This window comes from Enterococcus plantarum, assembly GCF_001730295.1.
GTDB classification, from domain to species: domain Bacteria; phylum Bacillota; class Bacilli; order Lactobacillales; family Enterococcaceae; genus Enterococcus_L; species Enterococcus_L plantarum.
The window spans coordinates 49,003-75,644 of the sequence record NZ_MIKA01000007.1; the positions used below are offsets into that span (position 1 = coordinate 49,003).

The 26,642-nt window shown below is 34.0% G+C and carries 28 protein-coding genes, 1 tRNA gene and 1 pseudogene; 25 read left to right on the forward strand and 5 right to left on the reverse strand.

Going from position 1 to position 26,642, the window contains the following annotated elements; genetic code table 11:
- The first annotated feature begins 78 nt into the window (after positions 1-78).
- The 16 genes and pseudogenes from BCR22_RS03995 (at position 79) to BCR22_RS15630 (ending at position 14,000) form a co-directional block, all read left to right on the forward strand.
- Positions 79-687 carry a superoxide dismutase gene (locus BCR22_RS03995; protein ID WP_069653694.1) on the forward strand — a complete coding sequence of 203 codons (609 nt, stop codon included), beginning with the start codon at positions 79-81 and terminating at the stop codon, positions 685-687.
- A 130-nt stretch (positions 688-817) separates the two neighbouring features.
- Positions 818-1,792, forward strand: a complete 975-nt coding sequence (gene dapF, locus BCR22_RS04000) for a diaminopimelate epimerase (RefSeq protein WP_069653695.1) — start codon at positions 818-820, stop codon at positions 1,790-1,792.
- 84 nt (positions 1,793-1,876) lie between these two features.
- Positions 1,877-2,692: a hypothetical protein gene (locus BCR22_RS04005; protein ID WP_069653696.1), complete on the forward strand. Its 816-nt coding sequence runs from the start codon at positions 1,877-1,879 to the stop codon at positions 2,690-2,692.
- Between the two features lie 162 nt (positions 2,693-2,854).
- Complete coding sequence (locus tag BCR22_RS04010; protein WP_069653697.1) at positions 2,855-3,676, forward strand: YveK family protein; 822 nt, start codon at positions 2,855-2,857, stop codon at positions 3,674-3,676.
- A gap of 11 nt (positions 3,677-3,687) precedes the next feature.
- On the forward strand, positions 3,688-4,389 hold the full coding sequence (locus BCR22_RS04015; RefSeq protein ID WP_069653698.1) for a CpsD/CapB family tyrosine-protein kinase: 702 nt from the start codon (positions 3,688-3,690) through the stop codon (positions 4,387-4,389).
- 26 nt (positions 4,390-4,415) lie between these two features.
- Positions 4,416-5,180: a tyrosine-protein phosphatase gene (locus tag BCR22_RS04020; protein WP_069653699.1), complete on the forward strand. Its 765-nt coding sequence runs from the start codon at positions 4,416-4,418 to the stop codon at positions 5,178-5,180.
- A gap of 117 nt (positions 5,181-5,297) precedes the next feature.
- Positions 5,298-5,954 (forward strand): sugar transferase, encoded by a 657-nt coding sequence (locus tag BCR22_RS04025; protein WP_240485849.1) that lies wholly within the window; start codon positions 5,298-5,300, stop codon positions 5,952-5,954.
- Positions 5,954-7,141: a beta 1-4 rhamnosyltransferase Cps2T gene (cps2T, locus tag BCR22_RS04030; protein ID WP_069653701.1), complete on the forward strand. Its 1,188-nt coding sequence runs from the start codon at positions 5,954-5,956 to the stop codon at positions 7,139-7,141. The genes BCR22_RS04025 and cps2T overlap by 1 nt, the downstream gene beginning before the upstream one ends.
- Positions 7,142-7,157: 16 nt before the next feature.
- Positions 7,158-7,976 (forward strand): LicD family protein, encoded by an 819-nt coding sequence (locus BCR22_RS04035; protein WP_069653702.1) that lies wholly within the window; start codon positions 7,158-7,160, stop codon positions 7,974-7,976.
- Positions 7,977-7,987: 11 nt separating this feature from the next.
- Positions 7,988-8,422 carry an FAD synthase family protein gene (locus BCR22_RS04040; protein WP_069653703.1) on the forward strand — a complete coding sequence of 145 codons (435 nt, stop codon included), beginning with the start codon at positions 7,988-7,990 and terminating at the stop codon, positions 8,420-8,422.
- A complete protein-coding gene (locus BCR22_RS04045; protein ID WP_069653704.1) occupies positions 8,416-9,456 on the forward strand; it encodes a glycosyltransferase family 2 protein in 1,041 nt (346 codons plus the stop codon). The genes BCR22_RS04040 and BCR22_RS04045 overlap by 7 nt, the downstream gene beginning before the upstream one ends.
- A gap of 26 nt (positions 9,457-9,482) precedes the next feature.
- On the forward strand, positions 9,483-10,808 hold the full coding sequence (locus BCR22_RS04050) for an O-antigen polymerase (protein WP_069653705.1): 1,326 nt from the start codon (positions 9,483-9,485) through the stop codon (positions 10,806-10,808).
- A 179-nt stretch (positions 10,809-10,987) separates the two neighbouring features.
- Positions 10,988-12,100, forward strand: coding sequence for an LCP family glycopolymer transferase (locus BCR22_RS04055; RefSeq protein WP_069653706.1), 1,113 nt, complete (start codon positions 10,988-10,990; stop codon positions 12,098-12,100).
- A 142-nt stretch (positions 12,101-12,242) separates the two neighbouring features.
- The gene (gene nagB / locus BCR22_RS04060; protein ID WP_010760417.1) at positions 12,243-12,944 is read left to right on the forward strand and encodes a glucosamine-6-phosphate deaminase; all 702 of its coding nucleotides are present in this window, start codon (positions 12,243-12,245) and stop codon (positions 12,942-12,944) included.
- 129 nt (positions 12,945-13,073) lie between these two features.
- Complete coding sequence (locus BCR22_RS04065; protein ID WP_069653707.1) at positions 13,074-13,784, forward strand: MgtC/SapB family protein; 711 nt, start codon at positions 13,074-13,076, stop codon at positions 13,782-13,784.
- 24 nt (positions 13,785-13,808) lie between these two features.
- Positions 13,809-14,000 (forward strand): annotated as a pseudogene (locus BCR22_RS15630) (hypothetical protein).
- Between the two features lie 48 nt (positions 14,001-14,048).
- Here BCR22_RS15630 and BCR22_RS04070 read toward each other — a convergent pair.
- The 5 genes from BCR22_RS04070 to nrdH all read right to left on the reverse strand — a co-directional run bounded on the left by BCR22_RS04070 (position 14,049) and on the right by nrdH (position 18,840).
- Positions 14,049-14,873, reverse strand: coding sequence for a DUF92 domain-containing protein (locus BCR22_RS04070; RefSeq protein ID WP_083241739.1), 825 nt, complete (start codon positions 14,871-14,873; stop codon positions 14,049-14,051).
- A gap of 158 nt (positions 14,874-15,031) precedes the next feature.
- Positions 15,032-15,994: a class 1b ribonucleoside-diphosphate reductase subunit beta gene (nrdF, locus tag BCR22_RS04075; protein WP_069653708.1), complete on the reverse strand. Its 963-nt coding sequence runs from the start codon at positions 15,992-15,994 to the stop codon at positions 15,032-15,034.
- 102 nt (positions 15,995-16,096) lie between these two features.
- Positions 16,097-18,256: a class 1b ribonucleoside-diphosphate reductase subunit alpha gene (gene nrdE / locus BCR22_RS04080; RefSeq protein WP_069653729.1), complete on the reverse strand. Its 2,160-nt coding sequence runs from the start codon at positions 18,254-18,256 to the stop codon at positions 16,097-16,099.
- A complete protein-coding gene (gene nrdI / locus BCR22_RS04085) occupies positions 18,237-18,614 on the reverse strand; it encodes a class Ib ribonucleoside-diphosphate reductase assembly flavoprotein NrdI (protein WP_069653709.1) in 378 nt (125 codons plus the stop codon). Before nrdI ends, nrdE begins: the two co-directional genes overlap by 20 nt.
- Position 18,615: 1 nt before the next feature.
- On the reverse strand, positions 18,616-18,840 hold the full coding sequence (nrdH, locus tag BCR22_RS04090; protein ID WP_069653710.1) for a glutaredoxin-like protein NrdH: 225 nt from the start codon (positions 18,838-18,840) through the stop codon (positions 18,616-18,618).
- A gap of 482 nt (positions 18,841-19,322) precedes the next feature.
- Here nrdH and BCR22_RS04095 point away from each other — a divergent pair, with 482 nt between their 5' ends.
- From BCR22_RS04095 to BCR22_RS04130, 9 genes are all read left to right on the forward strand, one after another.
- Positions 19,323-19,790 (forward strand): FeoA family protein, encoded by a 468-nt coding sequence (locus tag BCR22_RS04095; RefSeq protein WP_069653711.1) that lies wholly within the window; start codon positions 19,323-19,325, stop codon positions 19,788-19,790.
- Positions 19,791-19,793: 3 nt separating this feature from the next.
- Positions 19,794-21,926: a ferrous iron transport protein B gene (gene feoB / locus BCR22_RS04100; RefSeq protein ID WP_069653712.1), complete on the forward strand. Its 2,133-nt coding sequence runs from the start codon at positions 19,794-19,796 to the stop codon at positions 21,924-21,926.
- 4 nt (positions 21,927-21,930) lie between these two features.
- The gene (locus tag BCR22_RS14845; protein ID WP_083241740.1) at positions 21,931-22,062 is read left to right on the forward strand and encodes a FeoB-associated Cys-rich membrane protein; all 132 of its coding nucleotides are present in this window, start codon (positions 21,931-21,933) and stop codon (positions 22,060-22,062) included.
- Between the two features lie 110 nt (positions 22,063-22,172).
- A tRNA-Lys gene (locus tag BCR22_RS04105) sits at positions 22,173-22,245 on the forward strand.
- Between the two features lie 691 nt (positions 22,246-22,936).
- On the forward strand, positions 22,937-23,074 hold the full coding sequence (locus BCR22_RS15985; RefSeq protein ID WP_083241742.1) for a DUF2712 domain-containing protein: 138 nt from the start codon (positions 22,937-22,939) through the stop codon (positions 23,072-23,074).
- A 109-nt stretch (positions 23,075-23,183) separates the two neighbouring features.
- Positions 23,184-23,960 (forward strand): hypothetical protein, encoded by a 777-nt coding sequence (locus BCR22_RS04110; protein WP_069653713.1) that lies wholly within the window; start codon positions 23,184-23,186, stop codon positions 23,958-23,960.
- Between the two features lie 648 nt (positions 23,961-24,608).
- Positions 24,609-25,265 carry a hypothetical protein gene (locus BCR22_RS04120; protein WP_069653715.1) on the forward strand — a complete coding sequence of 219 codons (657 nt, stop codon included), beginning with the start codon at positions 24,609-24,611 and terminating at the stop codon, positions 25,263-25,265.
- 9 nt (positions 25,266-25,274) lie between these two features.
- Positions 25,275-25,901 carry an ABC transporter ATP-binding protein gene (locus tag BCR22_RS04125; RefSeq protein WP_069653716.1) on the forward strand — a complete coding sequence of 209 codons (627 nt, stop codon included), beginning with the start codon at positions 25,275-25,277 and terminating at the stop codon, positions 25,899-25,901.
- Entirely contained in the window at positions 25,898-26,530 is a 633-nt protein-coding gene (locus BCR22_RS04130; RefSeq protein WP_069653717.1) for a hypothetical protein, read from the forward strand. The genes BCR22_RS04125 and BCR22_RS04130 overlap by 4 nt, the downstream gene beginning before the upstream one ends.
- Positions 26,531-26,642 lie beyond the last annotated feature (112 nt).

Consider the following 26,642-nt stretch of genomic DNA (forward strand, 5'->3'; position numbering starts at 1 on the left):
TACTTTGAAGGTTACCATAAAATCTGTTATGCTATAATTGTATGAAACATTATACCTAATTAATGGAGGGAATTTTTTATGACTTACACGTTACCAGATTTACCTTATGCTTATGATGCATTAGAACCTTATATTGATGTAGAAACAATGCATCTACACCATGACAAACACCATAACACTTATGTGACGAATTTAAATGCGGCAATCGAAAAGCACTCTGAACTTGGGACTAAATCTGTAGAAGAGTTGATTTCTGATATGGATAGTATTCCTGAAGATATTCGTACAGCTGTACGTAATAATGGCGGTGGACATGCGAACCACTCATTCTTCTGGGAAATCATGGACCCTAACGCAGGCGGCGCACCAACTGGCGATATCAAAGAGGCTATTGATGCAGCATTCGGCAGCTTTGATAAATTAAAAGAAGAATTTAAAACAGCTGCTACTGGACGTTTTGGTTCTGGTTGGGCATGGTTAGTTCTAAATAACGGCAAATTAGAAATTACGTCAACACCTAATCAAGATTCACCATTGATGGATGGCAAAACACCTGTCTTAGGTTTAGACGTTTGGGAACATGCTTACTACCTAAATTATAAAAATGTACGTCCAGATTATATCGAAGCATTCTGGAACTTAGTAAACTGGGATGAAGTAAATAAACGCTTCGCTGCAGCTAAATAATCTGAAAAAAATAGAATTTTTAGAAAATTTTTGAGGAAAACAGTAAATTACACTGTTTTCCTCTTTTTGTTTATGGCATACTAATACTTAGGAATAAAAATACAGAAAGCACTGTGTAAAGGAGTTTATAATGAATATAACGATGCAAAAAGTTCATGGGTCAGAAAATGATTTCTTTTTATTAGATGAAACGCAATTGGAACGTTCCTTTACAGATGAAGAAATCGAGAATTTACGCACTTATTTGTGTGATAGAGAGACTGGTTTACTCAATGGAGCAGACGGCTTATTACTTGTAGAAAGAGTAGTTAAAGGTGAATCATTAGCGAAGATGCGTGTAATCAATAGTGACGGTAGCGAAGCCAGTATGTGTGGTAACGGACTGCGCACAGTTGCAAGATATTTAGCCGAAAAATACAACAAAACATCGTTCACTGTAGAAACGATGTTTGCAGATCTTAAAGTAAGACAAGCGCCTAATTTAGCTGCTCAAGTGGCAACATATCAAGTGGAGATTTCTCCTGTTCGCTTTGAAGCAGAAGCAATTCCGATGCATACTAAAAATAATACGATCATTGATGAAGTGATCCCAGAATTATCTAGTGAGCTGAGATTTTCAGTCGTAGCAGTTCCCAATCCTCATTTGATAGCGTTTGTAGATCACAAAACGCTTATGGGAACAGAATTTGAACGAATTGCAACCTATGTAAATGGCGAAAATCCAATTTTTCCAGATGGTGTTAATGTAAGTTTTGTAGAAATAGTAGGAAAAAACGAGCTATTTGTTCGGACCTTCGAACGTGGCGTTGGCTTTACCAGTGCGTGTGGAACTGCCATGTGTGCCAGTAGTTTGATGTATGTATTGTTAAATAATGGTGAATTTAATGAAACAATCACCGTCAAAAATACGGGTGGCATGGTAAAAACAGTGGTGCATGAAGATGATTCAGATGGATATTGGATGGAATTAATTGGCAATGCAACAATTACTCATTTGATATCTGGCACTTTAACAGACTTTACCAAAGGTCACTTTGAAAAAGCAATGATTAAAGAAACTACTGAACAAGCAGACTATATAGAATTTTTAGCATCAATAAAGTAAATGAACTGCAGATATTTGGGATTGGTATGCCTAAAATATCCTAACAAAAGAAGTGGAACAGGTATCGTTAAAAGGGGTGTAAAGGTGATAAAAAGTAATAGGGTTGGGAAAGGTATTTACATAATTGTCATTCTTATTTCAATTAGTATTTGTCTTTTAGGAATTAGATCGAATGGTAAAAAGGAACAGCAACGAAAAATCGAGCATATAAAATCAACGTTAAAAGATGAAACGGTAAAAATCAACCAGCTAACTAAACAAATTAGTCAATTTTATCAAAACGATCAGGAAGAATTTTTAGCAGATCGAATCAAGGAAGATGAACTAAAGGATATTCAACTAAATATTAATACCTTGAAGACTGAAGCGGACGATTTTGGTGTAGAAAAGAAAGATTTTACTGCAGATACTTCCGAAGTAAGGCAAGCAAAAGAAGAATTAGTAGCTAAAATAGAAGATATCAAAAATAAAAAAAACATTCAAAACCAAGTGACTGCTTTATTAATGCAAAAGCCGACTAACTGGGCAGCAAATAATGAAGAAGCGATCATAAAGGAAAGTACAACGGCAGAAAAGATTTTAAAGATACGGCATAGTGTTTCTAAAGCTGAAACGCAATGGAACCAAGCGATCATATCTTTGTTAGATGAAATGGATGCACAAGTCAAACAATATAAGGATATAGAACAATCCATTGATATGATGGAGCAAGATGGTGTGTTGACGAGTAACGCAACGATCGAAAATGTTATTCTTATTTTTAATCAATTGCCTCAGATAAAAAATGAAACATTAAAAAAAGACTTGTCAGACAAATTAGATGTAATCGATACTCTGCTAGAAAAAGAAGAAACTACAGAATCCCTAGAGGAACAAGAAGAAGTTCTAGGAAGTGAATAACCGTGATATTAAAGTAATTTTATAATTTTATAATTTAAAAATATAATCTATCAATTATTTCAACAAATGCTGAAATAATTGATAATGATTCTTCGTGAATAACCTTGTACTTGATTCAGCTAGAATTTATAATTATTTGTATGTAGTTAATTGGAGGAAAAAATGGAAGAGACAATCAGTTTACAGGAATTAATTGGAGTATTAAAAAAACGTATTGGCTTAATCATTATCAGTATGTTTTTGGGATTAGGTGTTGCTGGAATATTGACTTACTTTGTCATCACGCCAAAGTATAGTTCTCAAGCGCAATTAATCGTTCGATTACCGCAAAATGAAACAACGAATGTCAATGATATAAATGGAAACCTACAAATGATCAACACGTATAAAGATTTGATCAAAAGTGATACCGTAATGACCGAAGTACAACAAAGGATGAAAACAGAGCATCAAAATGATTTATCTGTCGAAGAATTAAAAGCAAGTATTTCAGTAAATCAATCACAAAATTCACAGATGTTTTCGATTGTTTCTAAAGTAACGGATCCAATCGTGGCCCAAAATATAGCGAATCAGACTGCTTTAGTTTTCCAAGAGCAGGCTAAAGATATGCTAAATGTTGATAAAATTACGATTATATCAGCAGCAATAGCGAATGTAAAGCCTGTCTCGCCAAACGATAAAATCAACTTGATCATCGGGTTAGCTCTGGGTATTATGTTCGGAATAGCGTTAGCCTTCATTTTAGAATTATTTGATAAAACAATCAAAGATGACAGTTTTGTGGAAGATGAACTTGGTTTTACAATACTAGGTGTAGTTCCAAATATGACGGCGAAAGAATTAAATGCGAAAGCAATTCGTACACCATCAAATTTAGGGATACCTTCAGTAGAGCCGCGAAATCTTAATAGAGAGATACCAAAAGAGAACGCTAAACCAGATACTTCTGCCCCGGCACGCAGAAGTCGTCCGCGAGTTTAAAGGAGTATAGAATGACAAATAAAATAAGACCTCAAAAAAAACAGAAAACCAAAGCAGTAAGTTTGATTACTTTAGCCGATAAATCTTCACCGATTTCAGAGCAATATCGAACGGTTCGGACGAATATTCAATACGCTATGGTAGATAGAGATCTAAAAACATTAGTGATTACTTCATCAGGACCAAGCGAAGGGAAATCAACTACTTCAGCAAATTTAGCTATCGTATTTGCCAATTCAGGCAAGCGCGTATTGTTAGTGGATGCTGATATGCGTAAGCCTACAGTTGCGAAAACTTTTTCATTAGATAATATCCGCGGATTGAGTACGTTGTTGGGAAGTCGTGAGACCGTATTACATCAGGTTGTTCAATCTTCAGGTGTAGATAATTTATTTTTGATGACAAGTGGACCTAAACCGCCGAATCCTTCAGAATTGTTGGATTCTAGACGAATGAAAGAATTGATGATGGAACTAAAACAACAATACGATTTAGTAATCTTTGATATGCCACCAGTCGTGGCTGTGACCGATGCCCAAATTGTAGCGTCAAAATCAGACGGCACCATTTTAGTTGTCCGTGAGAATGTCTCAAAAAGAGATTCTTTATTAAAGGCTAAAAGTTTATTAGAGATGGTAGACGCAAATATTCTGGGAGTTGTGTACAACGGATCTAAGAACGTAGCAGATCAAGGATATTATTATGGTTCGTAAATAGTAAGCAGGAAGGACATAAACCGATGATTGATTTACATTGTCACATATTGCCAGGGATCGATGATGGGGCGAAAACGACTGAAGATGCAATGGATATGGCTAGAATGGCTGTTAAGCAAGGCATTACCCATATACTTTGTACGCCTCATCATAACAATGGGAAATATGATAATCCTGCCGCTCAGGTCATTACTCATGTGGCTAATTTGCAAAGAGAATTAGATCTTAGAGATATCCCGCTCACCTTATTTGAAGGTCAAGAAGTGAGGATTGGCGGGGACTTGTTAGATCAAATTAAGGCTAACGAAATCTTGTTTACAGACCTTGCTAATCGTTATATTTTGATTGAATTTCCTACTAATGATATTCCAGCCTATGCGGAACATTTATTTTTTGAATTGTTAAAAGCTGGTCATACGCCGGTCATCGTTCACCCAGAAAGAAACAGTAAATTTATTCAAGATCCCAACAGACTGTTGCCGTTTTTGGAGATGGGCGTATTGACCCAACTGACGGCACCAAGTTATGTTGGTGTTTTTGGAAAAAAAATCGAACGAACGGCGAAACAAATGGTTGCACATAACCTAGTCTATATGATGGCCTCTGATGCACATAATATTAAAAAACGTGGCTTTTTTATGCAAAAAGCGTATGAGGCAATCGCTAAGGATGTGGGGGTCGAACATGTGGCAGCAATGCAGCAAATGGCTAGAGATATCTTGAATGGGGATAGTGTGCAAAGACCAGAATTTAGGGAAATCAACTCTAAAAGGTTTGGGTTATTTTAGGTAAGGTAAGTAAACAATTGTTGGTACATAGGATTACATAATAGTTCTACAACATGAAAAAGTTATTGGTAGGTAGTATTTGCGTTAAAAGGAGTGGTCAATTTGGAGGGAAAGTTTGTGGATGTTGGTAGACGTGTACAGAAAAAAAATGATTTTAAACATCAATCTTTATTTTTCAGACTGTTTAAAAGAATCGTGGATATTTTAGGTAGCGCGTGTGGCTTAATTTTATTAAGCCCAGTGTTTCTAGTTGTAGCGTTTCTAATAAGACTAGAAGATCCAAGCGGTCCAGTTGTCTTTTCACAAAAAAGAGTCGGCAAACAGGGGCGTTTATTCACCATGTACAAATTTCGTTCTATGTGTGTTGATGCAGAAGAACAGTTGCATGATTTAATTGAATTAAATGAAATCGAAGGCGCAATGTTCAAAATAAAAGAAGATCCCAGAGTGACCAAAATAGGAAAAAAAATTCGCAAGACAAGCATTGATGAACTACCTCAACTTTTGAATGTTTTAAAAGGCGAAATGTCTTTAGTTGGGCCCAGACCACCATTGCAAAGAGAAGTTGATGAATATAGTCAACGAGATATGCAACGCTTGAGTGTCAAACCTGGTTGTACAGGATTATGGCAAATTAGAGGTAGGAATGATGTTCATTTTGATGATATGGTTGACTTCGATTTAGAGTACATTGAACAACAATCGATTTATAATGATTTTAAAATTATTTTACTAACGTTTAAAGTAATGTTTTTATCTAGAGGAGCCTATTGATGAGTAATTCTAAGCAACATATTTATATTATCGGTTCTAAAGGAATTCCAGCCAAATATGGTGGATTTGAAACATTTGTTGAAAAATTAACCCAGTATAAAAAAAGTGACGACATTCAATACCATGTTGCGTGTATGAACAATGGGGATAATTTATATGGTAACGGGCAAAAGCATTTTAATTATAACCAAGCGGATTGTTTTAATATTACCGTTCCCAATATCGGTCCGGCCAAAGCAATTTATTATGATATGAAAGCATTAGATTACGCTATTAAATTAGCGGAAAAGGACAATAATGTTGCGCCTATTTTTTATATCTTAGCTTGTCGGATCGGTCCAGTTATAAACTATTATAAGAAAAAAATTCAAAAAATAGGCGGAAAACTATACGTTAATCCAGATGGCCATGAATGGCTTAGAGCTAAATGGCCTTATCCTGTTCGGAAATATTGGAAGTTTTCTGAAAGGCTGATGGTCAAATATGCAGACTTATTAATATGCGATAGTTTGAATATAGAAAAATATATAAAAAATGACTATCATAAATATCAACCGAAAACGACTTACATTGCGTACGGGACAGACTTAAAAAAATCATCTTTAACTTCTGATGATGTGATTGTGCGTGAATGGTTTTCGGAAAAAAGGGTACTAGAAAATAATTATTATCTGGTAGTTGGTAGGTTTGTTCCAGAAAATAATTATGAAATTATGATTCGGGAATTTATGAAGTCCTCTACGAAAAAAAACTTTGTGTTGATTACTAATATAGAGGATAACGATTTTTATAAAAAATTGAACAAAGAGACTCATTTTCAAAATGATGAGAGAATTAAGTTTGTTGGAACTGTTTATAATCAAGAACTTCTAAAATATATTAGAGAGAATGCTTTTGCCTATCTTCATGGTCATGAAGTTGGAGGCACAAATCCATCACTCTTAGAAGCATTAGCTTCAACGAAATTAAATCTTTTGTTGGATGTCTGCTTTAATAGGGAAGTTGGTAGGAATAGTGCTTTATATTGGAAGAAAGACACTCGCTTAAGTCAACTGATAAGTCAATTAGACGATAGTACTTTTTTGAAAGCTTGTCACTCTAATATAGAAACTAATGACTTTTTAGAACAAGATTACTCATGGAATACTATTGCGGATTCATACGAAAGTCTTTGGGAGCGTAACTGATAAAAGAGGAGAATACATGTTGGAACTTAAAGATTTACAACAAAAAGAATTAGAGTTATTGATTTTATTTAGAGATATATGTGATAAAAATCAATTAACTTATTACATTAGTGGTGGAACTTATTTGGGAGCCATTAGACATAAAGGGTTTATTCCATGGGATGACGATATAGATGTTGCTATGCCAAGAACGGATTATGACAAATTTGTCGAAATAGCCTCAAAAGAGTTTATAGGGAGTAAGCAATTTTGGCATTATAGTAGTATTTCGGAATCTAAACGACCAAATTCTAGATTAGTCGATCTTTCAGTTAAAATAGTAAACAATAGTTGGAAAGTTCCTAGGCAAGAACCAGTTTGGATCGATATATTTCCGTTAGATGGTTTACCAAAGTCTTCAGTCAAAGCAAATTTTCATAAAATGAAATTGTTGTTTTTAAAAGTTATGGTTGGTTTTGCTAACTATGAAAATGTACAAGATAACAAAAAAGATAGGCCATTACATGAAAAAATGTTATTAAAGGTTAATAGCATTTTTTCTATTGGAAAATATTTAAATTTAAATCACCAATACGATATTCTTGAGGACGCATTGAGAAAATATTCAGACGAATCTTCTGAAGTGTATTTCAATTTTCATGGTGCGTATAGGTTTAATAGTATATTTAATAAAAAAAATATCTATGCAGAGGGAACAATTCTTGAATTTGAAGGGAATTATTTTAATGCTCCTAAGAATTATGATGATTATTTGAAACAAATATATGGAGATTATATGCAATTACCACCTGAGCATATGAGAAATAAACATAATACGGAAATTATTAAAGAGTAGGAGTTTTATTTATGTACAAGGTTGGATTTACTGCTGGAACATTTGATATGTTTCATGTGGGGCATTTAAATTTACTCAATGCAGCTAAGGCAAAATGTGACTACTTGATAGTAGGGGTGAATAGTGATGAACTAGTGACATTATATAAAAGCAAACTTCCTATAATTGATGTTCATGACAGAATGAAAGTTGTCGATGCTCTTGAAGTTGTTGATCAAGTTGAATTAATGGAAAATTTAGACAAAGTTGATGCTTGGCGACGTTTCAAATTTGATTGTGTTTTTATTGGAGATGATTGGAAAGGAACTAGTCGATGGACTGAGACTGAAATCCAGTTGAAAAAACATGGAGTTGATGTATGTTTTTTACCTTATACTAAGGGAATTTCTTCAAGTGAGCTAGTCGAAAAGATATCTAACAATAATAAGGACGAACATATATGTTAATTAGTATAGTGATGCCAATTTATAATTCGGAGCTTTATTTAGAAACAGCTATAGAATCTGTTCTGAATCAAACCTATGAGAATTTTGAGCTACTATTGATAGATGATGGTTCCGCTGATTTTTCACCAAGTATTGCTAGAAAATTTGCAAAAAAAGACTCTAGAATCAAATTTTTTCAGAATGATTACAACATTGGGATTTGTGCTACTCGAAACAAAGGAATTGATGTTTCAACAGGAAAATATATTACATTTTTAGATAATGATGATGAGTTAGATAGAAATTTTTTGAATGATAACATAAGATTATTAATCGATGAAACAGCTGACGCAGTAAGGTTTGGCAGAGTTCTAATAGATGTAAACAAAGAGGGTGATATATTAAGGACGTCTGAATCGTTTTTTTTTAATAAGGAAGTAAAAGTTTTTACAGCAAAGAGTAAGTATGATTACTATCATTATTTTAAAAAGAATAATCTTCTTTTGAATGTATGGAATGGGTTATATAGAAGGGAAATAATAGTTGAAAATAATTTGTCTTTTGATGAATCAATGAAGTTTGGAAGTGAGGATGCTAAATTTTCTTATGACTTTTTTCATGCTTGTAAGAGTATAATTATTAACCCTAAATCGTATTATATTCATTACAGAAGGGATTTATCTTCTACATCTAGAAAGTATAGCAAAAATAAAATAGACTCCATACTTAAAACTGCATTGACTGAATCAAAAATTTGGGAATGTATTAGTAATCAGAACGAGCATCGATATATTAAAGAGTATAAAATTCAATATATAAAAATTATTATTTCAAGTCAACTGCTACATAATGATTGTGATTTAACTAATAAAGAAAAAAAACAGGTAATAAGGGAAGTTATCAAGGATGAATCATTAAAAATTAAAGAAAAATCATTTGCAAAAAAGTTTACTTTGAATTCGTTGTTTGAATTCTTAGTATTACATGAGAAGATCAATACGATATTTTATATGTATTATATATATAAAATCTTTAGTGGAGAGAAATGGAATTGAGTAATTTGGAAGAAGTGAGGTGAACTATGACATTAATACTACTTTTTATCACTATATTATTTATCTTTTTTATCTCCATATTTTTATTTAAAGGAGACATTATTCATCCAGGAATGATAATTTCTGAAGTTTTTCTCTTTAGTATCTTATGTGCTTTGTATAACTTGAATTTATGGAAGATTGAACTTGGATGGGAAACATACTTAGTGATTGTTTTTGGTATAGTGATTTTTATTGTTACTGCTTATGTAACCACTTCGAATTTACAATTATTTCAATGGGATTACTCAAGGAGTGAAATCAAACAAGTAATAAAGGTTCCCAAGTTACAGCAGATACTCTCAATTCTTTTTTCGTTAGTCAGTGGTCTTTATTATGTAAAAGAAGTACTTAGAATTTCAAGGAGCGTAGGTGGTGGTAAAGATTGGTCTTCAATCATGTACTATTATCGTCAAGCAACTTCTTATGGAGTTTTAGGTGATGGAGAAGGGATGTCTGGAATAGCCGGTCACCTATATGATTTTACGGTAGCGTTGTCCTATGTTTACCTATTCATTATAGTTAATAATATTTTAATAGAAGGAATTAAGGTGAAAAAAACGCTATTTATTCCAGTGATCATTTGTTGCCTTACTACGTTTATGTCGGCTGCCAGAATACAAGTACTATACTTTGCGATGGCTGCTATTGTATATTATTTTGTTTTGACCTATAAAAAATATGGCAGAAATATGATTAATATGAAACAATTAATGAAGATTGCTTTCTTTTTAATAGCAATATTTGTTTGCTTTGTTTCGTTAAGAAGTGTTATTGGTAGAGGATTGAGTGAAAAATCTGCAAATGATCCACTTTACTATTTTACTGTATATGCAGGAGGACCGATCCCTTTATTGGACGCTTTTTTGAAAGCCCCCCCACCAACATCTGATGTATTTGGGAAAGAATTATTTTTTAGGATTAATAGATTTATAGGCGGGACGTTTCATATTCCGGAATTAGTATATATATCTCATAAAGAGTTTAGATATGCCCAAACCGGATATAGTTTAGGAAATGTATATACTGCATTTAGGTCATATATTTATGATTTTGGTATGTCTGGTTTGATTTTATTTTCGGTTTTGACTTCTTGGTTTTATTCTGTATTCTATAGTTTTGTAAAATTGAGACCCTCTTCACAGAAAGTTGATGTACCACTTATTATATATGGGTATATGGTATCAGGAGTGTTTTTAATGTCAATAAGTGAACGGTTATTCTCAATCTTTTTTTCAGTAAATAGCCTCAAAATGGTACTATTTATTTATTTAGCAAGTGCATTTCTGACAAGACTGAAATTAGAAAAGTAGTTAATCTTAAAGTTGATAAGTATTGTTGAAAGATTTCGACATCAAGGAAGCATTAATCTATTATTATTTTACATTTACATTAAGATATCATGCCAATTTCTTAAAAAAGTTGCGACAGCGTTCAAATTGTGAGAAAATAGATTTCATGAATTATTTTTGCAAAAATGAGGAAGTGTCTTATGAACCTATGGAAAAAAGTAATATTAACTGCTTTGGGATTAGTTCTTGTTTCAGTTGCAGGTTTCTGCGCATATGGAATTAAAATGTATTCAGATGCAACTGGTACAGTAAAAGGTGTGTATGAATCGATCGACCGGACTTCTAAAAGAAGAGATACGGCTGTAAATATTGATGCGCAAGAACCTTTTTCAGTTTTACTGATGGGAATTGATACTGGTGACTTGGGACGGACAGAGCAAGGTCGTTCTGATACAACAATGGTAGTTACAATTAATCCTAAAGAAAAAAAATCTACAATGATTAGTTTAGATAGAGATATCCTAACTGAGATTGTTGGATATGGTACAGAAGATAAATTGAATCATGCTTATGCTTTTGGTGGAGCTAAAGGTGGAGCTAAGATGGCGATTGATACAGTAGAGAATTTATTGGATATTCCAATAGATAACTATGTATCGATTAATATGAAAGGTTTAAAAGATTTAATTGACGCTGTAGGCGGCATTGAAGTTGATAATCCTTTTGAATTTACACTAGATGGTATTACAGTTCCAAAGGGTCATATCAAGCTTGATAGTGAGACTGGATTGGCATATGCAAGGATGCGTGAAGAAGATCCAGAAGGCGATATAGGACGTCAAAGAAGACAGCGAGAAGTTGTCGAAAAAATTGTGAATAAGATCATCAGTTTAGATGGTATTTCAAAATACAGAAAAATTTTGGACGCAGTAAAAGATAATGTAAGAACGGATTTAACTTGGGATAATATGGTAGATATTCAGAAGAAGTATATGCCAGCCTTTAAAAATATTGACTCTCTACAGCTAGAGGGTGAAGGTACAATGATTGGTGGTATCTATTACCAAATCTTAGATCCAACTAAACTCTACGAAGTGCAAACAAAATTACGGTCTCAATTAGGGTTACCAGAAAATAAAGACATGCAGGCAAAAGATAGCAGTAATTACAGTAATCAGATTAGTGGGAATGAGACGGGTTCTTATGATGGAGCGTCTGATGCAGCTACTAATTATGATTATAGTCAAGATGGTACGAATGTTGATCCCAATTCCTATACAGATCAAAATGTAGTGGATGAAGGCCAACATTAGGATGGATATTAATTGATAAACTTCAATTCTCGAAAGAGGATTGAAGTTTTTTTTATTTTATCTCTACTTTAGACTAGATATCTGTTTTATAGGGTGTTATAATTGGACTATACCAAATCTGGATATAAGGGAGCAATTTTCGATGAAAATTATCAAAGTAGCAAACGCAGAAGAAGGCGGAAAAAAAGCATTTGAACTAATCAAAGAAGGTATGGATAAGGGTGCAAAAGTTTTGGGACTTGCGACAGGAAGTACACCTGAAACATTGTATAAAGAAATGACTGCAAGTGATTTAGATTTTACAGACATGACTTCTGTAAATTTAGATGAATATGTTGGCTTAGGTGGAGACGATGATCAAAGTTATCGTTATTTCATGAATGATCAATTATTCAATAAAAAACCATTTAAAAACACATACGTACCAAACGGAAAAGCGGACGATTTAGCGACTGAATGCAAACATTATGAGAGCATTATCGACAGTAACCCAATCGATATTCAAATCCTAGGTATTGGTCAAAATGGACATATTGGTTTTAATGAACCAGGAACTCCGTTAGATAGTTTAACGCATGTCGTTGAATTGACAGAATCTACAATCAATGCGAATAAACGTAATTTTGAAAAAGTAGAAGATGTACCAACAAGAGCTGTTTCAATGGGAATCGGTTCAATCATGAAAGGTAAAAAAATGATTTTAATGGCTTATGGTGAAGCGAAAGCCGATGCGATCAAAGGAATGATCGATGGACCTGTTTCTGTTGATTTACCTGCAAGTGCTTTACAAAATCATTCAGATGTTGTTGTTATCATTGATGAAGCTGCAGCAAGTAAGCTATAAAAAGTAGTTGTGTTTGTACTATGACTTTTACGGTATAGTACAAACACTTTTTTTGTTCATAAACGAACGCCGTTTTCTTAATCCAAATTAGTGCTATAATGAAATAGAAGAGGACTAGGAGGGATGAGTATGACGAATAATATGATTTTAACAGTTCCAGAAATTATAATACGATTATGCTTGGCAATGCTAATTGGTGGCGTCATTGGATTTGAGCGGCAATATAAAAATCGACCAGCTGGCATGCGGACGCATATTTTGGTTTGTATGGGGGCGACGATTATTGCACTCATTCAAGTTGAAATTGCAGAAAACGCATTGAAAGATGCGATAAATCATCCAGAATTATCAGGAGTCATTCGTTCAGATCAGGCTCGTTTGATTGCTCAAGTAGTTAGTGGGATTGGTTTTTTAGGTGCAGGAACGATCATTGTAACGAAACAATCAGTAACAGGATTGACCACGGCTGCTTCATTATGGGCTATCGCTGGCTTAGGAATTGCGATTGGTATGGGTTACTATGCAATTGCCATCACTAGTTTTATTGGCGTATTTATAGCATTAACATTAGTGAAAAAAGTAATCCACGTACCAACGACAAAAAAATTAGAGATTCGTTATATACACAAGCAGGAAACAAAAGAGTTTATCAATCAGTATTTTGAAGATCATAAAATCGAAATCGAAGATGTAAACTTCAATGTAGTATTGATAGAAGACACGCAGATTTACACGAATATCTATACAATTGATTTGCCAAAAGGAATGACGTATGCTGAAGTAATAGAAGATTTATCGATTTATAAAAATATAACAAAACTACGGTTAGTGAGTATTTAATCTATTTTCATTACCACAATAAGTATGAGGTTGGGACAGAATTGTTTAACTCCGAGAAATAAGAAGGAATTTACGAAAATTGCTCTTCAAATTTTTGTGACCAAGTAGGTACTGTGCAACATCAACTTGTTCCTTGTTGTGTTTTACAGCAATTTCGGCTTATTTCCTAAGGAGTTGCTTCTGCGCCCACCTTTTATTCGGTTACTAAGAGCCTGAAACATAACCTTTTTAGTTATGTACCAGGCTCTTTTATTTATATAGTCATCATTGGAGATAGGAAATAAGAAGCCAACTTAATAGGACGGTCAAACAGCCGCTAAAAAAATTAACCCAATCATTTGTCATCCAGGATAGTCCGTTTATTTGGTTTGTTTCTTGTTGATGATGTTGCTTTTGTTCTGTAAGTTGTCCACAAATAGTACAGCGATATTTTACTTGCAATGTTGCCCCTAACAAACTATCCACAAGCGATCCGAAAATACCACAAAGAAGTGGAACGATAAAGAATAGCGTAGTTAGATGCTCGGAAACAGGAAGCCAGCGATAACACAACCAGGTAGTAAATGAAATCAATAGACTGCCAAAAAAAGAAGCCAAACTTCCAAGCATAGAAATACCACCAGATAGTCCTGTTTCAATCTGTTTAAAGGAGATAATTGAGAGAGGATGACGTTTACTTAAAATCCCGATTTCAGACCCCCATGTATCCGCAGTAGCACCAGCGATCCCGCTAACATAGCCAAATAAGAATAATTGGTTTTCTGTATAATAGAAAAGCACTAAAGAACTGATGGCTGGAAGACTATTAGCAAGTACTTGCCAGCCATCTCTTGTGTGCCCTTTTTCAACAATTGATGTCGCTTTAGTGGCATTCATTCTTTTTTTTAGAAAATAAATACATCCAGAACTTGCAAAAAATAAAATAAGTAAGCCCCAAGTTGGCCATGAGCCAAAGCCGCAAACAACGGTAGCCATAAGAATTACAGCCAATGCTCCAGACTTTGTAAGCAAATGGGTAATATAAGAGAACAGACCAATTATATTTCCTGTGATGAAACCGAGCAGTAATTTATATACTAAAATAGTCATGATACACCTCTTAAAAATAATTCGTTTAGCAAAAGTTTTTAATAGGACAAGTATATCACGGAAAGGAGGTGAATATTAGAGAGAGCTTCTAATGGATCAATAAAAAAGGCTAGGATAACAACTTAAGTCGTTTTATCCTAGACCTTTTTTAGGAAGAATTATTCCATACCAATCAAATAATCGTCATCTTTCATTGCTTCAACAGTTCCTAATAAGTAACCATTCCCAACTTGAGAGAAGAAATCGTGATTGCTTGTACCGGTAGATATACCGTTCATAACGATTGGATTAACATCGTTGGCTGTATCGGCAAACAATGGATCCATTCCAAGGTTCATCAACGCTTTGTTAGCATTGTAACGTAGGAAGGTTTTTACCTCCTCAGTCCAGCCTAATCCATCATATAATTCTTCAGTATATCGTTCTTCATTTTCGTATAACTCATAAAGAAGATTGTACATCCAATCTTTCATTTCAGTTTGTTCTGCTTCAGACAACTCATTGAATCCTAATTGGAATTTGTATCCAATATAAGTTCCATGAACAGATTCATCACGAATAATCAATTTGATGATTTCCGCAACGTTTGCTAGTTTATTATTGCCTAAATAGTAAAGAGGCGTATAAAAACCAGAGTAGAATAGGAATGTTTCTAAAAATACGCTAGCAACTTTCTTTTCTAATGGTGTACCAGTTTTGTAAATTTCATTGATTTTTTCTGCTTTTTTTTGTAGATAAACATTTGTATTTGTCCATTCAAAGATATCATCGATTTCTTTTTTAGTATTTAATGTACTGAAGATAGATGAATAACTTTTAGCATGAACTGATTCCATAAATTGGATATTATTTAAAACAGCCTCTTCATGTGGTGTGCGAACATCATTTCTTAGCTGTTCCATCCCACTTTCAGACTGAACAGTATCTAATAGTGTCAAACCGCCAAAAACATACCCTACAGTCGTTTTTTCGAGATCTGAAAGAGTTCTCCAGTCATCGAGGTCGTTAGACAAAGGAATACGAGTATCTAACCAAAATTGCTCCGTTAGTTTTTCCCAAGTAGACTTGTCGATCACATCTTCGATAGCGTTCCAGTTAATTGCTTCATAATAGGTTGCCATGTCTTTTCCTCCTTATTACCCTTACAATAAAATACATCATATCATGGAACAAGGCGACCAGAGGGCGCCTTGTTTGTATTTTTACGAGCTCTTTTTGCTTTTCTAAATGACACAACTTTCACATTGGTTACTGCCGATTTCTTCCGCATCATCTGTAAATGTTCTTACGTAATAAATTGATTTAACCCCTTTATGGAAAGCATAGTGACGTAAAATATTCAAATCACGAGTGGTTTGTTTCGGTGAATCTTTCCACTCATATAAACCTTCTGGAATCTCAGAACGCATAAACAAGGTTAAACTCATTCCTTGATCTACGTGTTGTTGTGCTGTTGCATAAACATCGATCACTTTACGCATATCCATGTCATATGCAGATGTGTAATAAGGAATTGTATCATTTGCTAGATAAGGAGCAGGGTAATAAATTTTACCGATTTTCTTTTCTTGGCGCTCTTCGATCATACGAGTGATAGGATGGATACTAGCACTTGTATCATTGATATAGGAGATAGAACCATTAGGTGCTACAGCTAAACGATTTTGGTGGTATAAACCATCTTGCTTCACTGCATCACGTAATTTTGCCCAGTCTTCAGATGTTGGAACAAAAATATCTTTGAAAATTTCTTTGACTTTATCCGATTGAGGAGTGAAATCTCCTTCAATATATTTATCGAAATAAGAACCATTAGCATAATCAGATTTTTCAAAGTTATGGAATGTTTCGTTGTATTGTTTAGCAATGTTATTGCTTTCTACTAGAGTCCAATAATTTAATAAAGTAAAGTAAACATTGGTGAAATCTAATGAGTCTTTTGAACCATATTCCATATGGTTTTTAGCAAAGAATGTATGGAGACCCATCGCACCAAGTCCAATTGTATGGCTTAATCTATTTCCGTTTTGAATAGAAGGAACTACATCGATATCTGAAGCATCTGTAACAAATGTTAAGGCACGTGTCATAGCACGAACTGATTTACCAAAGTCAGGACTATCCATTAAGTTAACGATGTTCGTTGAACCTAGGTTACAGCTGATATCTGTCCCAAGTGTTTCATACTCTTGTTTGCCATTCAAAACAGATGGTGTTTGAACTTGTAAAATTTCTGAACATAAGTTACTCATGATGATTTTGCCATAAGCTGGATTGCTTCTATTGGCTGTATCAATATTGATGATATATGGGTAGCCAGATTCTTGTTGTAATTTAGAAATTTCATTTTCTAAGTCACGTGCTTTGATTTTACGTTTACGAATTTTTGGATTGGCAACTAGGTTGTCATATTCTTTTGTAATATCAACATAAGAGAACGGTACGCCATATTCACGTTCTACACTATATGGGCTGAATAAATACATATCTTCATTATTGCGAGCTAATTCATAAAATTTATCAGGAACCACAACACCTAAAGATAATGTCTTCACACGAACTTTTTCATCCGCATTTTCTTTTTTTGTAGATAGAAACATTTCGATATCTGGATGAAAAACGTTTAGATACACAACTCCAGCACCTTGACGTTGACCTAATTGATTAGAATAGCTAAAACTATCTTCGAACAATTTCATAACAGGAACCACGCCGCTGGCAGCTCCTTCGTATCCTTTGATCGGAGCACCTGCTTCACGTAAGTTTGCTAATGTGATACCCACACCGCCACCAATACGTGATAATTGTAAAGCGGAGTTGATTGAACGGCCGATACTGTTCATGTCATCTGTTACTTGGATCAAGAAACAAGAAACAAGCTCACCGCGACGTTTACGCCCAGCATTCAAGAAAGAAGGCGTTGCAGGTTGGTAACGTTGATGAATCATTTCATCAGCTAAAATTAAAGCTAATTCTTCATTGCCATCAGCGAAATATAATGCATTAAAAGCGACACGATCTTCATAACTTTCTAAGTATTCAGTTCCTTCGTTGTTTTTAAGCGCATATTGTGAATAAAACTTGTAAGCGGCCATGAATGATTTGAATTCAAACTGCTGTTCATCAAGAAATGTGTATAATTGTTCAATAAAAGCCATAGAATATTTTTCGATAAAGGCGGTTTCTAAATAATCATTGTCGATCAAGTAATTGATTTTTTCTTCTATAGTATTGAAGGTTCTTGTGTTAGGAAGAACATTTTCTTTGAAGAAAGCTTCCAAAGCTTCTTTATCCTTATGTAAAGGAATTTGTCCATCAACGGGACGGTTGATCTCGTTATTCAGCTTAAAATAGCTAACATCTTTAATTTCTTTTAGACTCAAGTTCATTCACTACTTTCTTAAAGGATTCCACGTCTTCGTTCGTACCGCTAAATTCAAATGCAAAAAGCATCGGAACGTTGTAATCACGTGCTATGTCTTTGGCTGTATATACAAATAATTCTGCGAAATTAAGGTTGCCGCCGCCTGCAACGCCTTGTAAGTTTTCTCGATTACTTTTGTAATCAAGAAAATCGTTCACTACTTCAGTGATCTCTTGGTCATAAGTAGGAACGACTAGAACAAAAGGCTCATTTATCTCAAAAAAAGGATTCGCAGGCTCAATTTCGTAAGCTGCTAAATCCAATTTTTTAATGAAGCGTCTGGTTTGTCCAGTGACTGAAAAATAAACAATTTTCATTTTAGCTAGCCAATTGTTTTAATTGATCAGGACGAAATCCTACAACTGTTGTAGCGTCAGAAGTGATAACCGGAACACTTTGAAATCCTTGTTCTTTTAACCATTCGATTGCGTCTGGTTGGATATCGATATTTACTTCTTCAAATGCTATATTATTCTCGCTCAAAAAGCGTTTTGCCATTTTACATTGGATACAATTATTTTTAGAAAAGATTTTTACGTTCATTTTTAATTCCCCCTCAATTAGTTTACTTCACTAGTATAAATCTCTCACGAAAAAAGTCAACAGTTAGGCACTACATATTGTGGTTGTTTTTTGTCTGAATACCATGTTTTGTGTTTTTGAAAGAAATATGAAAGCTCGTAATCTCTAGATTTAGGCGACTTTTCAAGCTGTTTTTGTGCTAAAAAAAGAAATTTATTAAATTTTGAATTAGAAAATATGGGGGCTAAAGCACAAGATATAGTGGTGAATGAAAGTAAGACACACTACAAAAATTGAGGCAAATCAGCGTGGAGAGTATTTTCTTACAATAGGTAGATAGAACATTGATTTAAGTCTCACAAACAGGTATACTTGATGAGAACGATTATCAGTATCAATGGGAGAATGAATGAAACTTTTTCACAAGATTGCGCTTTAAAAGGGAAATGATTGGGATGAATTATGTTACAAGATACTGGCTTTTAAAATAGGAGGATCACTAAATGTTAACATTGGCACAAGCAAAGTTGAATAAGGTTTATACAATTGAAGGAATTCAAGCGGAAGGTTTTGCCAAGAAACATCTAAATAACCTTGGTTTTGTCTCAGGAGGAAAAGTGGTATTGGTGAATTATTCTAGGGAGAATGGGATCGTTTTGCTACATAATAGTCGAATTGCGATTAATGTATCTGTATTGCAGCAGATTACAATAGTAGAAAAAAGTATCAATGAGGAAAATTGGCTATCGCTCGATCAATTAACAGTGGGGGAGAAAGCTCGCGTCATTGGGATTCATGGACAAGGTGCTGTTAAAAGACGATTAATGGATATGGGACTAACAAAAGGGGTGGATTTACTAGTCAGAAAAATGGCGCCTTTAGGGGACCCGATTGAAATCAATCTTCGTGGATACGAATTAACGTTAAGAAAAAATGAAGCAGAACTAGTCTTGGTGCAGAAAGAAGGATAAGGAATGGAAGAACGGCATATTGCGTTGACAGGAAATCCCAATAGTGGGAAAACAACGACATTCAATGCGTTAACAGGCGCAAATCAATATGTAGGAAATTGGCCGGGTGTTACTGTTGAACGAAAAGAAGGAAAGCTTAAAAAAAATAAACAGATAACGATTCAGGATCTACCAGGTATTTATTCTCTATCTCCTTACACACCAGAAGAGGTGGTTGCCAGAGACTATTTACTAAGTGGTGACCCTGACGTGATTATTAATATCGTTGATGCTACAAATTTAGAACGAAACTTGTATCTGACAACTCAATTGATGGAAACTGGGATTCCCGTTGTTGTTGGGTTAAATATGATGGATATTTTAGATAAATCTGGGAAAAAAATCAATAGTGAAAAACTCGCTTATGGTTTAGGTGTGGATGTACTAGGCGTTAGCGCCCTAAAAAATCGAGGACTGGATGCGTTGATAACAAAAGCAGTAAAAGAAACAGAAACCTTCCCAAAAGAATTTAACTATCCAACTTATGATAATCGTTTAGAAGCAGCCCTAAATGAAATTATAGTTGTTTTAGGGAACCGTGTACTGGAAAGACAAGCTCGGTGGTACAGTATCAAATTGTTTGAAAGAGATACTAGAGTCATAAAAGAGCTAGTATTGAGTTCAGCGCAGCAAGATGAAATAGAAGAAATTATTAAAATCACAGAACAAGTTTTTGGGGATGATAGTGAATCGATTGTCATTAATGAACGTTACGAATTCATTACTCGCTTAACGGCTCTGTGTTCTATCGAGAGAAATGAAATCACATTCAATACTAGTGATAAAATCGATCGAATCGTGACAAATCGTTGGTTGGCTTTACCCATTTTCGCTGTGATTATGTGGTTTGTTTATTATTTAGCAATTCAAACTGTAGGCACGATGGGGACTGACTGGATCAATGATGAATTGTTTGGAAATCTTGTTCCCAATACCGTTGAAGGTTTATTAGCTAATTGGCAAGTAGCACCTTGGATGCAACGTTTGATTTTAGATGGAATCATAGCTGGGGTGGGTGCTGTACTGGGATTTTTACCACAGTTAGCAGTGTTGTTTCTATGTTTAGGCTTCTTAGAAGATTGTGGCTATATGTCAAGAATTGCCTTTGTGATGGATCGCTTATTTAGAAAATTTGGGTTATCAGGGAAATCGTTTATCCCGATGCTGATTGCAACAGGTTGTGGCGTACCAGGTGTCATGGCTAGTCGTACGATCGAAAATGAAAAAGACCGTAAGATGACGATCATGGTTACTACGTTTATGCCCTGTTCAGCAAAACTACCAATCATTGCCTTGATTGCAGGTGCCTTTTTTCCAAAAAGTAGTTGGGTTTCTCCATCCGCTTATTTTATTGGGATCGCAGCAATCGTATTATCGGGGATTGCATTGAAGAAAACACATTCGTTTTCAGGTGATCCAGCTCCATTTATCATGGAATTACCAGCGTATCATATGCCGCAATTACGTGGTGTTCTTCGTCACGCATACGATCGCAGTAAATCATTTGTGAAGAAAGCAGGAACAATTATTTTCGTGATGAGTATCATTATTTGGTTTACGTCTACCTATACGTTTACTTTGCAAGAAGCAGAAGCGGATCAAAGTATCTTAGCCAATTTAGGGAAAGTCATTGCACCAATATTCGCACCACTTGGCTGGGGCACTTGGCAGGGTGCAGTTGCTACGATAACAGGTTTAGTTGCAAAAGAAAACGTGATCGGTACATTTGGTATTTTATTCGGACATGTAGGGGAAGTTTGGTCTGCGTTACAAGGAGCCTTCACTCCAGTTGCGGCCTATTCATTTTTAGTCTTTAATCTATTGTGTGCCCCGTGTTTTGCAGCAATTGGTGCAATCAGAAGAGAGATGGGCAATTTGAAATGGACTTGGGGAGCGATTGGATATCAATGTGGTTTAGCGTATGTGGTTAGTTTTATTATTTATCAATTTGGGCATGTGATCTTTGAGAATGGTCATATTGGAGTGGGGATACTGATTGCAACACTACTATTGATTATCATGGGGTATTATTTAGTGAGAAAACCAAAGATAAAAGAAGAACCAGTTATTACAATGGCAACGTTAGAAAGAGGGTAAAAACATGGCCACGTTTATTTTAGCAGTAATGATTTTTGGCGCAGCTGGATATGTTATCTATTCTCGAATCAAAAAAGGGGAGAGCTGTGATGATTGTCACACCACATGTCCTGTAAAAAAAGAACAAGGAGAGTAAAAAAGTTAGGTATAATGAGATAAACCAGTCGTAACTTATTTCGTTGTATCTGACGTTTTTTCTTGAATAAACAACTTTCAAGTGCTACACTATTTAAGTACTAATTATTTGGGTCGTTAGCTCAGTTGGTAGAGCAGCTGACTCTTAATCAGCGGGTCATGGGTTCGAGCCCCTTACGACCCATTGGGTGCCAAACCCACGAGAACGGTATTCTGTCGGCGTCTTCGGACGTTTAGAAGATGGAATATGCGTTCTCTTTTTTGTATTCTAAAAATGTTGATGCCTAAGAATGTCTACTTAGCTTAATTTGTTCTCTTTAATAGTTCGTTTGATTCACTTTAATCAAATTCTATATCTTTCAGAGTTAATCTTTCCATTAAAAAATAAAGTAGTTTTTACAAAGAATAATATAAAAAATATTCTGATGGAGTTGGCAAATATTTAAGAGTTTTTAAAATAGTTACTTTATGGAGGGTTTGTATTTTCAATAAACCAACCTTTAAAACAAAATGAATGACTAAGTTGACTATTTTTATATTTGATGTTATGATAATTCTTTGGATTTTATTGGAATTCAATAATTTTAGTGGGATGAAAAATGAAAAAAACAGTACTAGGGTTAATGTCTTGTCTGTTAGTGATAATTTCAATGGGATTTACAGCAAAAGCTTATGCTGCTTACCAGACAAACTATATTGATTTTTCTTTTACAATTAAACCAAAGCAAAAAAAGTTCATACACAGAAACACGTTATCGACAAACGACTGATCGGGATAGAGCTTGGTTTACTCAATTAACTTCTTCTGGTGAAGGATGGATGACTTATACCCGTTTTTGGTTGGAGAAATCAAATGGTGAAAATGTCTCTAAGGCATGCAATGTGCAAGCTGGGGGGCTAAATCTTTCAATTCGGCTTATTCATCAGCGAGTAAACAGAGAGTAAGGTTAACAGCAGAAAATAATAATTACAACAATGCAAGTTACCCTTGTTACGGTAAATGGGATGAGTAGACTGCTTATATTATCTCTGGCAGACAACTATTACATCGTCCATAAAATAGTTAAGATTATTCTATAGTAGAGCATAAGCTCTACTATATTTTTGTAAAGGAGCTAAAAAATGAGTTATTTTTACAAACGTCTACTTAGCGATAAACGAAGTTGCTTTATTTTCCTATTCTTTTTTTCGTTAGTGTTACTCGATCCATTTTTATTGTATCAATCATTTGGTGGATATGACCCGAATTACTCCACGTTTTTGGCTGGGAATTCGGAAGGTCACTATGCTCAAATGTTAGTATTGTGGTTATTGCCTATATACCTAATATTCGGTACCAGTGCATGGGTGCTTGCGGATGTTAATTCTGGAAATGTATTATCTGTAATAGGAAGAACTAATCGTAAATATTATTGGAAAGTATATAATCAAGTCAATTTTCTTTATGGATTTAGTTTGATATTTATCCCAATGATACTTAATTACGTATTTGTAACAATCATTTTTAGAAAAGAAACAACCGTTCCTTTTATGATTGAACAATCCGTAAAGCTAGTGGACTTTCAACGATTTTTTTATGATTCCATTCTTTGGGAGCTTAGCCACCCAGAACTGTCGAACATTCTACATATAACTATGGTTGCTTTGACGGCTGGATGTATGAGTGTCATGATTGCCACAATTAATATTTTTACTAAGTCGTTTTACTATACAGTTTTTATTGTTATTAGTCTTTGGTATCTGCTAATTAGTATTACCCCGTCTATCATGATTCTTTTTCAACCATTTACAGAATATTCTATTGCATCAAAAATGTTGTACTTTATCTCAAGTGTATTATTACTGACGGTCTGCCTGGTTATTCAAAAAAAATGGTGGTTACAATATGATTTTGTATAAAAAAAGTTTAACGGGAACGGGGATTCAAGTTATTATTCTACTTATGTTGTACAGTACTCAATTTTTGACCAAAATAAGTGATAAAAATAATGTTTTGGAACAGATGACAAACTACTTTTCTTATTACGATCTCTCACTTTTCATTCTTTTTTTGATACCGTTGTTGCTTTTTTCTTTGGCTGTTTTTGTACCAGATAATATTGTTTATAAAGATGTAAGGATGACAAAAAAGCGTCTATATTTCTGTAAGTGCCTTAGAATACTTCTTGAAATCAGCAAATTCTTAATAGTCTATTTTTTAATAGGTCTACCAGTATTTTTTATATTTCCTGACCGAATTGTGTTATCTGAATATACAAAGCAAACGTTGATTTTTTTTCTTATGTCTATTATTTCGGTTCAATTTTATATGCTGATTGAACTCATAAACGGAAGCAACAGGAAGTTCATGAATAGCTTTTTATCAGTATCTTTAATAATGGGCAGCTATTTTCTTTTTAAAGATTACTTTTCATTCTTTAATTTGAGTTATATTTATTATGTATTAAATGTTGAGACCAATAGTGTTATATATCTGCCGATATTAATAACCATTCCATTAGCTCAATGTATTCTGAATTATGAGCTATTTACCAGAAAGGATTTTTTATGAAGTATGTTGAAAGAATTGTTTTATTGCTATTATTTCTTTTTTTTGATGGCGATTTTAATTATCAGAAAGCAAATGATTTTTCATTAATTGTTGGTTTGTCTGAGAACTATTCATTAAAAGAACTTTTGTCATGGTTTTTGCTCTATAGTTATATGTATACAGGGTTGATACTTTCGTGTTTTCGTATAATAAATCAAACGTTTACTAGCTATTCTTTAGTTAGATATAAGGATCGTAGACAAGTGATGAACGATTATTTACAAAGAGTTTTTATTCATTTAATTCTTAATATAAGTACTATAGTTCTGGTAATTGCTATTAGAAAAACAGTAACGCCCAATTTGATCATTACAGGCGAATATTTAAGTCAATTCATAGTAATAGTTACGATAGGGTTATTTTCTACATTGATTCTTTTTGTTAGTAGAAATCTTTACTTTACCTTATTACTAGTGAATGCATACATTCTGGGAGCAGTCGTATTTTCCAACGTATTTTCAACTATACCTATATTGGGAGGAGTACTAAAATTTCCTTTTTACCTAACTAGAGTTGGGAGAGAAAGCTTTTCCTTTCTTTATTGGGCTATTTTATTAATAAGTATATTCATAGTAGCTCATTATGTCGCAGCAAAAAAAATAAATTATTTGTGAGGAATAGAAATGTTAGTTGTGGATCGTATTTCAAAAAAAATAAAGAAGTATTCTGTATTAAAAAACGTAAGTCTTACTTTTGAGGAAGGCCATGTTTACGGTTTGATTGGACAAAATGGTTCTGGAAAAACAATGTTATTACGTGCAATTTCAGGATTGATTCGCGTTCAAGAAGGCACGATTACTTATAATGATCAGATCTTAGGGAAAGATTTCGATTTTTTGCCAAGCTTAGGTTTGATTATTGAACATGAAGGTCTGGAACCATCGATCAGTGGAGTCAATAATTTAAAACTTCTTTCCGAAATTAACAAAATTGCCAATAAAAAAGATATAGATCTGGCTTTAACTAAGGTGGGACTGGATCCCAATGATCGAAGACCTGTAAAAAAATATTCATTAGGTATGAGACAAAAATTGATCATTGCTCAGGCTATATTTGAAAACCCAAAAGTATTATTGTTAGATGAACCAACGAATGGTCTGGATGATGACGCAATTGACAAATTTTATCAACTTATAGACGAACTGAAAACGAGTGGCAGAATCATTGTTATCGCGAGTCATAATAAAAAAGATATAGAAGAATTATGCGATACTATTGTTGTGATTAAAGATGGGAGTATTGTTTCATGAGAAAAATGTTTTTATTTATTGTATGTGCATGTTTGATTATTTTGGTTGGGAGAAGGCTATACAATAATAACAGTTCATCCGATATTTTCACATATGAAAAAAATCCAGCAAAAAGAGTGGTTCTACAGAGGAATAGAACGTATACAGTTTTGTCGGATTCTGAGAAGTTATCTTCAGGATTTTATGATGTATCTGAGATTAGCAGCAAAGAGTTCTTTTTAGGGAATGAACATTTAAATCGAAAGGATGTTATAAATAATCAAGCATTCTATAATACGAACAAAGTTCAAACACCCAAAAACAGTTCAGTTCATTTAACGCCTTCAAAAGAAAAATATTTACCTATAGAAGAAGATAGAAGTATTCGTCTAAAAAATACTTATGGTCATTTTTTTATTCCAGATTCAATAAATGGCGAATACAAATTGGAAATTGTAGGAGAAGGTAAAGTTTTTTGTCAAATACAGGATATTAATGAAACAACAGGATTTATTAATAACGTTTTAGATGGTTTTGTATTTGATGATGCAACGGACGTTGTAAAGACGTTGGAAGCAGACACAATCATCTCATTCTTTAAAAAATCAGGTAAAGAGGATGTAGTTATAGCGATTAGTCCAATAACTTAATAGATATAATTGGCTATACATTTTAGACTGATTTTATTAAAGAGGATAAAACTCGTTTTAAACTATTGTGCATATAGTTTAGAATTAGTAGGTTATAGGTTCAAATCCCACG

Bases quoted from the DNA above. Each gene is read 5' to 3' on its own strand.
- BCR22_RS04070 (WP_083241739.1), bottom strand. From the start codon at position 14,873: ATGACTATTTTAGTATATAAATTACTGCTCGGTTTCATCACAGGAAAT.
- BCR22_RS04050 (WP_069653705.1), top strand. From the start codon at position 9,483: ATGACATTAATACTACTTTTTATCACTATATTATTTATCTTTTTTATC.
- BCR22_RS04120 (WP_069653715.1), top strand. From the start codon at position 24,609: ATGAAGTATGTTGAAAGAATTGTTTTATTGCTATTATTTCTTTTTTTT.
- BCR22_RS04055 (WP_069653706.1), top strand. From the start codon at position 10,988: ATGAACCTATGGAAAAAAGTAATATTAACTGCTTTGGGATTAGTTCTT.
- BCR22_RS04045 (WP_069653704.1), top strand. From the start codon at position 8,416: ATGTTAATTAGTATAGTGATGCCAATTTATAATTCGGAGCTTTATTTA.
- feoB (WP_069653712.1), top strand. From the start codon at position 19,794: ATGGAAGAACGGCATATTGCGTTGACAGGAAATCCCAATAGTGGGAAA.
- BCR22_RS04035 (WP_069653702.1), top strand. From the start codon at position 7,158: ATGTTGGAACTTAAAGATTTACAACAAAAAGAATTAGAGTTATTGATT.
- cps2T (WP_069653701.1), top strand. From the start codon at position 5,954: ATGAGTAATTCTAAGCAACATATTTATATTATCGGTTCTAAAGGAATT.
- nrdH (WP_069653710.1), bottom strand. From the start codon at position 18,840: ATGAACGTAAAAATCTTTTCTAAAAATAATTGTATCCAATGTAAAATG.
- dapF (WP_069653695.1), top strand. From the start codon at position 818: ATGAATATAACGATGCAAAAAGTTCATGGGTCAGAAAATGATTTCTTT.
- BCR22_RS15985 (WP_083241742.1), top strand. From the start codon at position 22,937: ATGCAATGTGCAAGCTGGGGGGCTAAATCTTTCAATTCGGCTTATTCA.
- BCR22_RS04125 (WP_069653716.1), top strand. From the start codon at position 25,275: ATGTTAGTTGTGGATCGTATTTCAAAAAAAATAAAGAAGTATTCTGTA.
- nagB (WP_010760417.1), top strand. From the start codon at position 12,243: ATGAAAATTATCAAAGTAGCAAACGCAGAAGAAGGCGGAAAAAAAGCA.
- BCR22_RS04095 (WP_069653711.1), top strand. From the start codon at position 19,323: ATGTTAACATTGGCACAAGCAAAGTTGAATAAGGTTTATACAATTGAA.
- BCR22_RS03995 (WP_069653694.1), top strand. From the start codon at position 79: ATGACTTACACGTTACCAGATTTACCTTATGCTTATGATGCATTAGAA.
- nrdF (WP_069653708.1), bottom strand. From the start codon at position 15,994: ATGGCAACCTATTATGAAGCAATTAACTGGAACGCTATCGAAGATGTG.
- BCR22_RS04010 (WP_069653697.1), top strand. From the start codon at position 2,855: ATGGAAGAGACAATCAGTTTACAGGAATTAATTGGAGTATTAAAAAAA.
- BCR22_RS04015 (WP_069653698.1), top strand. From the start codon at position 3,688: ATGACAAATAAAATAAGACCTCAAAAAAAACAGAAAACCAAAGCAGTA.
- nrdI (WP_069653709.1), bottom strand. From the start codon at position 18,614: ATGAAAATTGTTTATTTTTCAGTCACTGGACAAACCAGACGCTTCATT.
- BCR22_RS04130 (WP_069653717.1), top strand. From the start codon at position 25,898: ATGAGAAAAATGTTTTTATTTATTGTATGTGCATGTTTGATTATTTTG.
- BCR22_RS04065 (WP_069653707.1), top strand. From the start codon at position 13,074: ATGACGAATAATATGATTTTAACAGTTCCAGAAATTATAATACGATTA.
- BCR22_RS04040 (WP_069653703.1), top strand. From the start codon at position 7,988: ATGTACAAGGTTGGATTTACTGCTGGAACATTTGATATGTTTCATGTG.
- BCR22_RS04020 (WP_069653699.1), top strand. From the start codon at position 4,416: ATGATTGATTTACATTGTCACATATTGCCAGGGATCGATGATGGGGCG.
- BCR22_RS14845 (WP_083241740.1), top strand. From the start codon at position 21,931: ATGGCCACGTTTATTTTAGCAGTAATGATTTTTGGCGCAGCTGGATAT.
- BCR22_RS04110 (WP_069653713.1), top strand. From the start codon at position 23,184: ATGAGTTATTTTTACAAACGTCTACTTAGCGATAAACGAAGTTGCTTT.